Genomic DNA, 12,363 nt, shown 5'->3' with positions numbered 1-12,363 from the left:
TCAAAAAAACAGCTTAAGCATGGGAATATCTAATTAAGTTAGTCCCTAAGGCGACAGACAACAAGACTTATAGGAGAGGGTTAATTAGTTGGACAACAAGTAAAACTAAATAAAAAATTTAATTACGAAACTTTTTTAACTCAGCTCTGAGGGTAGCAATTTCAGCCCTCAACTGGTCTAGCATTGCTTGTAAATCGTCAGAGTTAGTAGTATTAATATCAATATTGATACTGCTGCTGCTACTGCTACTGCTGCTATTACTGTTAGAAGTATTGTTGACATCAGAACTGGGAGCAGAAACATTGCCTGCTGCTTGTTGAGCCCGATATTCTACTTCTTCGATAAATTGTCTTAAGTGTTCTCTTTGTTCGGCATCAAACTTGCCTAAATCACTCATGACGTTGGTAAAAGATTCTTCGAGCTTTTCGCTGAGAACTTCGGCTAAAGCTCTGCCCAAAAAGAAGGCATTGGTGACGGGATTACTCATAGAACAAACTTTCTTTAAGACTTTCGTAACAAATTATATCTCTAATGGAATCTGGAAAGGAAAATTACTCAATTAGTTTCAACCGATAATTGTCAGTTTAATGGCTTAATGGCTTATTTGTGGGTGGATAGTTTGTTTATTCTGCGGATAAGATATAGGTCTGATTTTTGGTTAGTGGTTAAAATGCAGAAAACTGGTTATTTTAGAAAAATTCTCCGTAGTGAGTTTAAAATAGCCATTCTGGCATTAATTTTTTATGTTTTGTTGGCTATTCCAGTCAGCGCACAGATGCCCTCTCTCCCACAAATTACCTGGGAAACCTTTCAACTAAACCTACATCCAGAAACTACCATTGTTTCTTCCTGCGTAAGGCTAGATGGTCGCTGCGTCTTTAAGATTTTGGATCAAAAGTCTCATCTGCCTCATAGAGTTAAATATACTGAAGCCAGGCTCAGAGATATTAGTCAGACCTATTTTAAACAGAAAGATAATCAGCTTGAAGTTTATCGTGAAGAGCAGGCAAATAACTTAATCATTTATGTCTCTGCGGGAAAACGTCAAGTTCCAGTTGTAACTTTATATCCTAAAGATGCCACAGCCAAGGGGGTAAATCTTCAACACCAGGGACAACATATTGTCAACCAACTAAATTTAGGATTGAAACAAGCCAAAAGAGAGCGACAACCCCAGCATTTGATTGATCAAGCTAAGTTGGCGGGAATTATTTCTTTTAGCATTATCTTGGGACAATTAGTAGTTGCATTTTGTTTAAAACGCTCTCAAAAACTCAAAGCTAAGTTAAAGTATGATGATTTTTCCTTACCACAACCCTTTGGTGACGATATCTATCAAATACAAAAACTCAATCTTCGTTTGTTGCAATATCGCTTACTACAAGTAACTCAAGTATTTCTGTGGCTAGGGGGGATTTTGTTGATTCTCGGTTTATTTCCCCAGACGCGATCTTTCCAAATTTGGCTATCTACTCTAATAAAAATTCCGATACGGGTTGCTGTTGTTGTTTTAATGACCTATGTTTTGATTCGCCTGAGCAATTTTTTGATTACCAAGCTCAATCGAACTATAGAAACTAACTATGTGCTTGCCTGGGATACTCGGCGCAGAATGCATGTCAGAATTAATACCATTACCCGTTTACTAGTTGGGATTATGACGTGCATCTTGATTTTAATGGGTTTCTTTACTGCACTTACCTTGATTGGTATTAATGTTACTCCTCTATTAGCTGGTGCAGGTATTGTTGGCTTAGGATTTTCTTTGGCTTCCCAAAATATTATCAAAGATGCCCTTAATGGCTTCTTGATTATATTTGAAGATCAATATGCAGTAGGAGATGTAATTAATGTCGGGGATGTAGGAGGATTTGTCGAAAAATTGACCCTTCGTATTACTCAGCTCAGAGATGGTCAAGGTAGATTAATTACCATTCCTAACAGCGAGATCTCAACTGTGGCCAATCTTTCTAGTCAGTGGTCAAGAGCGGAAATTGATATCCCGATTGCTTATCAGGCAGAAATCGATCACGCTTTGGAATTAATCAGTCAGGTTGGGCAGGAAATGGAACAAGAGTCAGACTGGCAGCAAAAAATTATCGAGCCTCCCAGAATATTAGGCATAAATGATTTTAGCGATCGCGGTTCTGTAGTAAGAATTTGGATTAAAACCGAACCTTTAAAACAATGGGAGGTTGCACGAGAGTTTCGCCGCCGTCTACAAAAAACTTTTAAAAAACATAACATTGCCCTGCCAGTATCACAACATAAAGTTTGGCAGGAACAAATCAAATCTCCATTCAATCAGCAAGATTAGTAGGCGAATTTTACATTCAATTTATTTTAGTTTAGTGTAACTTTATATTTAACTAGCTTTAAGTTCGATAATATTAGATTGATATTGTAATTTATATTTATTTATTTTTTAATTCCCGATATCTATATATTGTATTTACAGCTTAAATTATTTAATTTGCTAGGAGCGGATGAAATCCAATCTTCATATATAGTCCTTCCCAATAAAACCACATGATTAGTGAAGGACAATACTCTTACGAGAATGCTGGCGTCAAAGCAAAGCAAACTTTCGAGAACTATCTATTCTGATACGATTTCTCATATTTTATTCTTCTACTCTTTATAGCCATTATTGGGTCTATGCCACTTAATATATGGTGGAACTGCTTATGAATTCTTTCCCAGACAATCTTCCATCTCAAACTGATCATTCCCCCAGTTCAAAGTCAAATTCAGATCCTATCGATGAGTTACTTGATTTTGTCTTGAGTTTAGATCCATCTCTGGATAATTTGCCTCTAAAAGATGAGACTTTAGTTAATAATTCCCAGGCATCTTCTAAAACTTCAAATTTTGTTGAGCTTGAGTTGACTCAGCAAGAGACTGAGAATAAAGTTCAACCTGAATTAGATAATAATTCAAATATACGATACTTTGATTTAAATGTTGAGGTTCAGAGTAAACCTCGGCCAGAGATTACTTTGCCAGAGAATATTGACTCTAAAGCATTCCGAAGCAAGAGCTTCAAGCCTAAGAAAAGATCATTATTGGAAACTGATCAATTTAAAGTTAGTTCTATTCCACAACCTGAAAATGAAGCAGTAATTCCTCCCGCTTCACCCGAAGATTTAGTTGAATTGGTGAATACTCTCATTCCCTTGATTGTGGAGTTACTTAGATCTAACATTAATTATTCTGAAGAATCAATAATTCAATCAGTTGCTCCCGTAATTGACCAATTAATTGAAAAACGTTCTTTGGAAGATTCAGAGAAAATGGCGACAGCGATCGCTAAAATTTTACCCCATGCTATCACCACGGAAATTAATCTTTCCCCTAAAGCTATTGCCAAAGCGATCGCTCCAGAAATTGCTTTGTCTATTAAAGAGCAAATCCTGTTAGATGAAAATGCTATCTCTCAGGCTTTGGGTTCGGAAATGGGTAAAGCGATGAAAAATCAGATTGAATTGGAACGGGATGCCATGGTTGATGCGCTTTATCCTGTAATTGGTAATACCATTTCCAAGTATATGGTAGAAGTAGTTAAAGAGATAAACCGTAAAGTAGAAAACACTCTTAGTACGGAAGGAATTAAACGTAAAATTCGAGCCAAAATTCAAGGAGTTTCCGAAGCTGAATTAATATTCCAAGAATCGATCAGATATCATGTGCAAGCTATATTTTTGATTGATAAAGCTTCGGGATTAGTTATTCAGGAAGTGCAGCCCCCTGAAGAACAACACTTAGATTCTGATATGGTCGCGGGAATGCTGACGGCTATTCGTAGTTTTGCCAATGACTGTATTGCTTCTGGTTCAGAATTAGACACCATTGACTATGGTGACTGGCAGATTCCAATTGAAGTTGCAGGATATTGCTATCTGGCAGTGGTACTTAAAGGTGAACCTTCCAAGCAATTTAGAACTAAAATTCGGCAAATTCTCGGTAAAATCGTGCTCAACTATGGTGATGCGATCGAGAAATATCAGGGAGATGTGACAACTGTTCCCCAAGCAATTAGACCTCTGATGGAAGAATTAATTACGTTGGAAGATAATCAGTCCAGCAACTCTTCTTCTTCACCAATTCTCTTATGGTTATTGGCGATCGCTCTCACTCTTATAGTTGTTCCCTGGGGCATAGTTAAATATCGTGGTCGAGTAGCTCGCAATGTTGAACAAATAACTGCCAACCAGTTAGATGCAGCTCCAGAATTATCTGTCTATCGCATAGAATCTAAAGTACATCGTGGTAAATTGACACTTTCAGGAAGAGTCCCTAGTGAATATCTCCGCGATCAAGCAGCTAAAGTTACCCAAGATATAGCTCAACAAAGAGAGCTTCAGCTAGATAATCAAATTTTAACGGTTGATGTTCCTGTTAATCCTACTCTCATTAAGGGAGAAGTTCAAAGGCTGACTAACCTATTTAATCGGCAACAACCAGGAACGATCATCAAAACACATTATCAGCCTAAAACACTCACAATAGACGGCTTTGTCTTAAACGAATCAGATTTACAGACTATTAATCAGACTTTTCAAAAAATACCAGGAATCAAGCAAATAATTGTTAATGTCGCTCAAGAATTACCATTTGCCGACCAGCGTATTTACTTTGATTATGGTTCCAGTAAATTAAATTATGCCGATAATTCTAGTACTATTGAAGTCGTTAAACAATTATTAAACCAGTATCCCCAGTTACATCTAAAATTAATTTCTCATAGTGATGGTCTAGGTTCAATCGAGATTAATCAAAAGCTAGGACAAAAACGCTGTCAAAATGTTCTAACGGCATTGGTAGCTGAGGGAATTGAGCCAAGCAGATTAATAATGAGCTGTAGTAAACAGCTGCTTAATCAAGATAAAAATCATCAATCAACTTGGTTAAATCGATATGTTAGCTTTGAACCATTCATTCCCAAGAATCAGCACAAATAAGAATGAACTCAACTTATGTCAGCAATTACCAAAAAAATCTGTTTATTAGGTGATTTCAGCGTTGGAAAAACAAGTCTCATCAGACGTTTTGTGGAAAATATGTTTAGTGAGCAATATTTGTCTACCGTAGGTGTCAAAATATCACGTAAATCTCTAAAGCTCAAAACAGATTTAGACACTCATCAAGTTAATCTTCTGATCTGGGATCTCGAAGGTCATACTAGATTTAAATCAATTACTCCAACTTATCTTAAAGGAGCTAGTGGTTCGATTATTGTTGCCGATCTTACTCGTTCTAAAACTCTTAATAACTTAAGTCATCATATAGACTTTTTCCTTGAAATAAATCCTCAAAGTTCAGTAATTATTGCTTTAAATAAAGCTGATTTAATTCCTCAAGAAAAATTAGCTAAATTGATGGAACTGTATGGAGCTCATCATTCCACTCAAGTAGTTCAAGCATACCCTACTTCTGCCAAAACTGGAGCAAAAGTCAACGAAATTTTCTACGAATTATCTCATAGCATTTTAGCTCGCTCCTGAACAATAAAAATGAACCAATTAAACTAATAGCAAGTAAAAAATCCCTGAACAGACTTTTTGAGTTCAGGGATTAGAGCCTAGACTTTATTTTCCGGATAATGTCTAAACAATAATCATCTACGAGAGTTTTGGCTCAATTATCTTGGTTTGTATTAGAATCTCTTTCTAAAAGATCCTCTAAGAATTGAAATGAAATATCTTCTGCGTCATCTTTCGATTTCAGCTCATTTTCGTTATTCGGATTCTCTTGTTCCAAGTTATTGTCTGTAGTATTTATCGCTAGTTGATCTAACCACTCAGAAATATTGTCCGCATTATTGTCAGGTGTTTCGAGGTTATCTAACCACTGAGAAATATCACTAATGTCATTTGCATCATCAGCTTGATCGTCAAATAAATCACTACTTGGCGTTATATTACTATTTGCTAAATCTGATGTTGAGCTGTCATTTATCTCATTGAAACCAAGATCGTCTAAACTTATCTCTTGATCGTCGCTGACTGTGCTCGTGTCATTGAGAAACTCGTCAATTGAATTATCATCATCAAAGGTAATTTCCTCTAAATCAAGATCTTCTGAGTTATCAATATTTAAATTATTAATATTATCAAAAGTTAGTTCTTCGAGACTGGCATTTATGGAGTCATCACTATCTTCAAAGGTGATTTCGTCAAAATTAAGATCTTCTGAGTTATCAACATCATCAAAAGCTATTTCATCTAAGCTTGTATTCAAGTTACTAGGAGTAGTTTCAACATCACTGGCGAACTCATTGCTGGTTATTTCTTCGAGTGTAAGTTCCGTATCATCCAAATCCTGGAGCTCAATGATATCTTCAGCAGTCGAGAGCTCCATATCGAAGGTATCAACACCGTCTATAGAGCCTGAAGTAATATCTGGTGTCTCAGCTGATAAATTAGTCCCTTCCGCAGCTAATTCATCATTGGTCTCCAAGTTGAAAGGGCTAGTTTCCGCATCAGCAACAATATTATCGGCAAAGTCGTTGCTAGTCGTCTCTTCCAATGAGAGCTCAAGCTCATTTTCTTGAAGCTCAGTGGTTTGTTCTGTATCTTGGTTGGTGAAGAAGCCTGATGCTGCTGCCGCCCCTCCGGCGATCGCCGTATCTTCTGCTGAAGAAACTCGATCTACAAAGCCAGGAGCATTATCAGTACTATCTTCATCTTCATCTTCATCCAGGAAGAAATCTACCTCAGGGCTAGCAATCTCCTCTACAGAGTCTGACACAAGATTAATATCTGGTGTCTCCAAGGAAAACTCAGTTTCTTCAGAGGCTAATTCATCATTGGTCTCCAAATTTAAAGGGCTAGTTTCCGCATCAGCAACAATATTATCGGCAAAGTCGTTGCTAGTGGTCTCTTCCGATGAGAACTCAAGCTCATTTTCTTGAAGTTCAGTGGTTTGTTCTGTATCTTGGTTGGTGAAGAAGCCTGATGCCGCTGCTGCAGCACCTCCTAATGCAGCTCCACCTCCAGCGATCGCCGCATCTCCGGCTGAAGAAACTCGATCTATAAAGCCAGGAGTATTATCGGTACTCTCTTCGTCCAGAGATAAATCTACCTCGGAAGTAGTAATATCTTCTATGGAGTCAGCTTCTGCGTTAAGGCGATTAACCTCTGTAGTTGGCTCATTAAAACTTTGATCTAGGACATTAACTTGATCGATCTCATCTGTCTGTAAGATTGTTGGTTGTTCTGAAACATCACTTGGTTGGGCACTGGTCACATCATCACTGGTATTAGCAGTTTCTGCCGTTTCCGTGTCAGAATATTCACTATCTGTGAAGAAACCTGATGCTCCAGCTTCGTCCGATAAAGCGACATCTTCCGTCTGAATTACATCATCTAGTAAACTAGAAGCAACATTATCAGTTTCATCCTCTTCATTGAATTGTAGTTTTGTAGGTTGGTCAGTAACTTGTAATTTGGTTTTTTGATCTGTAAATTCATTGACTGGATTAGAAGGTATTTCAACGACAGGATCTTCAAGGTCTAAATTTGCGTCTGTGTCAGCATTTGCTTCAGCTTCGAGATCGATATTGTTAGATTCTTCATCTAATACGATCTGATCGAGATCAACATCTTCTTCAGCTCTTGTTTGACTACCTACCAGATTACTTGCTGCTGCTGCACTGCCAGCTATTGCAGCACCACCTGTCGCCAGGGTCGCACCACCAACTTTGGACGCATTGCCAACAGTTTCAGAAGCAACACTGCCATGATCACTCGAGATAGTTGAGCTTCCAGAAGACAAATTATCTGTTGGCGCGACGGGAAAGTTTCCTTCTCCTTGAGGTGCGTTGGGATCTAGAAAACTACTAACAGCAGGTTCTTGGTCGCTTTTCTCTTTACGTCCAAATAGGTATAGAGCCAAAGCCGCTAATGGTAATAATAGTATAAGTAACCACCACCATGATTTTCCCTTATTTGCTGTATTTTGACTTTCAGCATTTGTTTCATTGGCGATCGAGTTAGCTTCGCTATCAGGTTTTACATCGGCAGTGGCTACACTGTCCTGTTCTTCTAAATCAGTTTCAGGATTTGCTTGAGCATTGCCGTTTAAATCAGCATTTGCTATGGCTGCCTCATCTATGGTGGCAGAATTGGTATCTGCAGTGGCTACACTGTCCTGTTCTTCTGAATCAGTTTCAGGATTTGCTTGAGCATTGCCGTCTAAATCAGCATTTGCTATGGCTGCCTCATCTATGGTGGCAGAATTGGTATCTGCAGTGGCTACACTGTCCTGTTCTTCTAAATCAGTTTTAGAATTTGCTTGACCGCTTTCTGCTATGTCGGGATTAGGCTCACCACTTCCGGCTATATCGGGGTTCAGCTCACCGCTTCCGGCTATATCGGGGTTCAGCTCCCCACTTTCTGCCACATCGGGATTCAGCTCACCGCTTCCTGCAATGTCGGGGTTCAGCTCACCGCTTCCGGCTATATCGGGGTTCAGCTCCCCACTTTCTGCTATGTCTTCCTCTGCTACATTTGCATCATCTTCGGTAATAGAGTCGACCTCTGCTTCAGACGGAGATGCAATTTTAGAATCTCCCTCTAATGATTTATTTTTTAGATTAGAGTCTGCTATTGTTTTCGCAGCAGCAGTTGAAAAGGAGCCGACTCGGTTATCAATTATTTGTTGTCCAGCATCTGTAGTTGCAAAACCCAAGAATGCTTGAGCAGCTTTGCTGGGTGTTTCTTTATATATTAGGTTGACAGGTTGAGAGAAAGGATATTTCGGATCATCAGGCTGAGTTTGATGTAGAGCGATTACTTTGACATCATCTCTGTTAATAACATCACTAGCAACGGCATAGCCAATACCTTGTTCTCCCAGTTGAGCAATCATTTCCTCAATGCTATTCTGCTCTAATTGAACGGCATTAGATCCTGTAGAAAATTCTTCAGCTTGAAAAACTGGATAGCTGGGAAAAGCCTGTCTAGTGTCATTGGTATCAGGTAAATCGATTACCTGAATCTGTCCTGGAGAACCGCCTAATTCAGACCAATTTTTGATTTCACCTTTAAATATTTGAGCCAACTGAGAGATACTCAAACTAGCTCCATCATAGTCACTGTCTTTTGAGACTACGATCGCAATTTTCTCTCGACTGATCGGAACTTCTACGAATCCCTGAGCTTTTTCAGCTGCGGTTAAAGAACGACCAATTGCCACAAGATCAGCTGTTCCTGATGACAAGGATTTTAAAGCGGCTGCCGCTTCTTGGGTTTCAATATTAATTTGTGCTTGAGGAAATTTCTCGATAAAACTTTTTGTTAAGCTTTGGTTAATGCTACTAGTACTGTTTGAAGCGGCTATCTGTACTTTGGCATTTTCAGGAAGCTGTTCAGGAACAGTAAAGGTTGTTAGGTTTGAATCAGACTGAGCTATTAGAAAAGCCTTAGCTGGTCTTGATACTCCAACTAATGCTAGTAGTATTGTTAATGTAATTACAGAATTAGGTTGTTTATGTAACATTTCAGGTCTAAATAATATCTGATTATTTGGCGTTTATTATATAAGGCAGATAGAAAAGATATAAGGAAGAGTTATCTTGTTTTAAGTATTCTAGAATATTAGAAATACCTACACTTGATAAATTTCACAGATATTATCAAAAACATAAAACTATTCCCCATACAAGTCAATCAAATATAGTTGTCTTATGAATAAATTGTTGTAAAAGATAATTAATTTTCTTGTTTTGTAAGATTCAGGTTATAAATTCCAGCTCACGAAAATTTGATAATTACGTCTTTTTAATATCAAAGAATCTTAAAACTATTTATACAGAAACTTTTGGGGGATATACAAAGTAAAAAGAAATCTAATAACTACTAGTTTTAAATAGTCATCAGATTCCGTTGATTATTCATGTTTTTGAATAATAATAAGCCGTAAAACTGTTTCTTCGTATTTAATTAGTAATATGTGAATTTTTTACTGTTTCAACTACAGTAGAAACCATGGCCGCCATTAACTGTTCTGAAGATACTTTGAAAGGTAATCTATATATATCAGATTGAGTTTGGGTAGCAACTATCGCAGCATTCCGTAGTTGGGCTAAACTAATATTTTCTAAACCTAAATCTTCTAATGTTTTAGGTAAACCAATTTCAGTATAAAACTTTAATAATTGTAGTCTGGCGGATGCCGCTAATTGATTTCCTTGAACCATTTCTTCTAGGCGTAATTGGACTAAAATGCCATAAGCTACTTTTTCACCGTGGAATACGTCATGGGCTTCCAAAATATGAGTCAAGCCATTATGCACTGCATGAGCTGCCACAGTACGACAATCAGCACCGCCAATACCGCCAATTACTCCAGCTAATAATATGGTCGCATCAACAACTTCACGCCATTCATCGCTATCGGGATTCTTGAGAGCGATCGCTGATTTTTGAAACAAGATATCCCGCAGGATCCTTGCTTGTTGCACTGCCGAGATCAAAAGAGTCGCAGTCGAATTACCGCTACTGACAGAAGCCTCGTACCATTTGGCGATCGCATCCCCAATTCCGGCGACTAAAGTTCGTTGGGGAGCAGTACGCACCAAACCATAATCGAGAATTAAGAGCTCGGGACAACGACTGAGAGTAACATCATACTGAAAAGCTCCCGCCTCAGAATAAATATTCGACAAAGCTGTCCAGGCAGCACAGGTAGCTCCAGAGGTAGGAATAGTAACTATGGGTAACTCACACTGATGAGCAATTAATTTGGCTGTATCTAAAGCTTTACCACCACCAACACCAATGATCAGATCTGCTTGATGCTCTTGAACTTGATCCTTAAGCTTCAATAAGGAAGATTCAGCACAATCGGGGGCATAGCTAGCAAACTGACTGACTAGTTTTGCCGTTTTCAAAACCGGCTCAATAATCGGCTTGATTAAGGCTAAAGTTTGATTCCCGCCCACAACTAAGGGACGAATACCTAATTTGGCGATCGCCTCACCGGAACTTGCTAAACAATTATCGCCGCGCAGTACTCTGGCTGGAGCGATTGTCAAAGGAGTATATGTTGTTTTGGTTTTACTTGATGTGGTGGTAACTTTCTTGTTCATGCTGGAAATGGTTTCATTAATCTTGCTTATTTAGCTGCTAGATAAATACAGGTAGCTTATCAAAGATAAGTTGTCTCAAACAGATGAAGCCTAGTTTAACTTAGTCAAATTATCAGAAAATACATTAATTTCAATTTCTTCATCCCCTCTGGTAATTAGCGATCGCTTAGCTTCTCCTAAAAAAAGCGGTTGAGAAACTCCTGGTTGGGGATGCAATACAGTTCTTAATTTGACTGTAAATTGATTATTACCACCTACACCAGTTCTACCATAAGAATATAGATTGCTGGCTGCCTGAAGTAAGGTAGGTTCGATGGCAGAGATCTCGATATCTGGGGGCACGGCTACTACAGCTTGATTAGCGCCATTGTCGTATATCAGGCTATAACGGGCTGCACCGGGAATTTCTGTATGAGGAAATAGGCCTAAACCTAAGGCAAATATTCCGGCTGTCAGAACTCCCATAAAACTAGTTACGCCAACGAGACGAAATCGAAAGCCCCAACCCACAATAAACGATAAGATGGCAACAATTAAGCATAAAATAGTGGCAACTGCTGACCACTTGGCATAAACAAAAATATCGGTTGGTAATGTCATAAATAAATAAATAAATTTATCTTAAAAAGCCAATAGCTTACAGCTAGGGGAAAAGTTCCTTTATTTTAACGTCTTATGTTAATCAGCTTCGTTAGTCGCTAAATTTTCCCAAAAAAAAGGTATCAACAGTTAAATTAACCCTGATACCTAATTAAACTATAGTCTTAGTAAGACTACTAATTACTCACAATTAGTCTGCAATCATTGATAATTTGTCATGGATAACTAATAGTTAAAAACTCAAATTATTCGCTTTCACTGCCAGACATCTTGTCACCTAAATCTTTAATGGCATTACCTGCGTCTTCTGTACCTTGATCGACCCCATCCTTAACATTTTTCTCTAGATCTATCGCGCCATCTTTGATTGCCTGACCAGCATCCTCGGCACTTTTTTCAAGATCTTTAACACCTTCTTCGATTGCCTGACCAGCATCTTCGGCACCTTGTTCAACACCTTCGACACCTTCTTGAACTGCACCATCTACAGCATCTGGCGTTTCAATTGTCTGATCGGCGCAAGCACCAAATATAAGAGATAAAGTAATTAACAAGGGTAAAGCAATTGTTCTGATTTTGATATTCATCATTAATACAAAAAATTTGACTAGACTACACTAAGTGATACTCTAAGATTTCGATAGAGTCAAAGGGACTCTAATTTTAGATTT

8 protein-coding genes are annotated in these 12,363 nt (G+C 38.2%); 3 read left to right on the top strand and 5 right to left on the bottom strand.

Translation table 11 applies throughout. The annotated features are described in order from the left end of the window. Positions 1-118 precede the first annotated feature (118 nt). Complete coding sequence (locus PLEUR7319_RS0119500; protein ID WP_019506909.1) at positions 119-487, bottom strand: DUF6825 family protein; 369 nt, start codon at positions 485-487, stop codon at positions 119-121. 183 nt (positions 488-670) lie between these two features. On the opposite strand from PLEUR7319_RS0119500, the gene PLEUR7319_RS36095 reads away from it, so the two are divergent. The 3 genes from PLEUR7319_RS36095 to PLEUR7319_RS0119485 all read left to right on the top strand — a co-directional run bounded on the left by PLEUR7319_RS36095 (position 671) and on the right by PLEUR7319_RS0119485 (position 5,504). Beyond that, on the top strand, positions 671-2,317 hold the full coding sequence (locus tag PLEUR7319_RS36095) for a mechanosensitive ion channel family protein (RefSeq protein WP_158441857.1): 1,647 nt from the start codon (positions 671-673) through the stop codon (positions 2,315-2,317). Positions 2,318-2,687: 370 nt separating this feature from the next. Further along, positions 2,688-4,961, top strand: coding sequence for a BON domain-containing protein (locus PLEUR7319_RS36090; RefSeq protein ID WP_019506907.1), 2,274 nt, complete (start codon positions 2,688-2,690; stop codon positions 4,959-4,961). A 15-nt stretch (positions 4,962-4,976) separates the two neighbouring features. Beyond that, complete coding sequence (locus PLEUR7319_RS0119485) at positions 4,977-5,504, top strand: Rab family GTPase (protein WP_019506906.1); 528 nt, start codon at positions 4,977-4,979, stop codon at positions 5,502-5,504. Positions 5,505-5,637: 133 nt separating this feature from the next. Here the strand turns inward: PLEUR7319_RS0119485 and PLEUR7319_RS38365 are convergent, their stop codons facing one another. From PLEUR7319_RS38365 to PLEUR7319_RS0119465, 4 genes are all read right to left on the bottom strand, one after another. Then, complete coding sequence (locus PLEUR7319_RS38365) at positions 5,638-9,501, bottom strand: substrate-binding domain-containing protein (protein WP_019506905.1); 3,864 nt, start codon at positions 9,499-9,501, stop codon at positions 5,638-5,640. Positions 9,502-9,940: 439 nt separating this feature from the next. Then, positions 9,941-11,092, bottom strand: a complete 1,152-nt coding sequence (locus PLEUR7319_RS0119475; protein WP_019506904.1) for an iron-containing alcohol dehydrogenase family protein — start codon at positions 11,090-11,092, stop codon at positions 9,941-9,943. A gap of 90 nt (positions 11,093-11,182) precedes the next feature. Continuing rightward, positions 11,183-11,692 (bottom strand): Ycf51 family protein, encoded by a 510-nt coding sequence (locus tag PLEUR7319_RS0119470; protein WP_019506903.1) that lies wholly within the window; start codon positions 11,690-11,692, stop codon positions 11,183-11,185. A 245-nt stretch (positions 11,693-11,937) separates the two neighbouring features. Continuing rightward, complete coding sequence (locus PLEUR7319_RS0119465; protein ID WP_144054344.1) at positions 11,938-12,282, bottom strand: hypothetical protein; 345 nt, start codon at positions 12,280-12,282, stop codon at positions 11,938-11,940. Between the last annotated feature and the right edge of the window lie 81 nt (positions 12,283-12,363).

This window comes from Pleurocapsa sp. PCC 7319 (genome assembly GCF_000332195.1).
Lineage (GTDB): Bacteria > Cyanobacteriota > Cyanobacteriia > Cyanobacteriales > Xenococcaceae > Waterburya.
Note: the sequence above shows the minus strand (reverse complement) of the source record. Positions and strands in the feature narration are given on the sequence as shown.

Coding starts and splice junctions, on each gene's coding strand:
- PLEUR7319_RS0119500 (WP_019506909.1), bottom strand. CDS start 487: ATGAGTAATCCCGTCACCAATGCCTTCTTTTTGGGCAGAGCTTTAGCC.
- PLEUR7319_RS36095 (WP_158441857.1), top strand. CDS start 671: ATGCAGAAAACTGGTTATTTTAGAAAAATTCTCCGTAGTGAGTTTAAA.
- PLEUR7319_RS36090 (WP_019506907.1), top strand. CDS start 2,688: ATGAATTCTTTCCCAGACAATCTTCCATCTCAAACTGATCATTCCCCC.
- PLEUR7319_RS0119485 (WP_019506906.1), top strand. CDS start 4,977: ATGTCAGCAATTACCAAAAAAATCTGTTTATTAGGTGATTTCAGCGTT.
- PLEUR7319_RS38365 (WP_019506905.1), bottom strand. CDS start 9,501: ATGTTACATAAACAACCTAATTCTGTAATTACATTAACAATACTACTA.
- PLEUR7319_RS0119475 (WP_019506904.1), bottom strand. CDS start 11,092: ATGAACAAGAAAGTTACCACCACATCAAGTAAAACCAAAACAACATAT.
- PLEUR7319_RS0119470 (WP_019506903.1), bottom strand. CDS start 11,692: ATGACATTACCAACCGATATTTTTGTTTATGCCAAGTGGTCAGCAGTT.
- PLEUR7319_RS0119465 (WP_144054344.1), bottom strand. CDS start 12,282: ATGATGAATATCAAAATCAGAACAATTGCTTTACCCTTGTTAATTACT.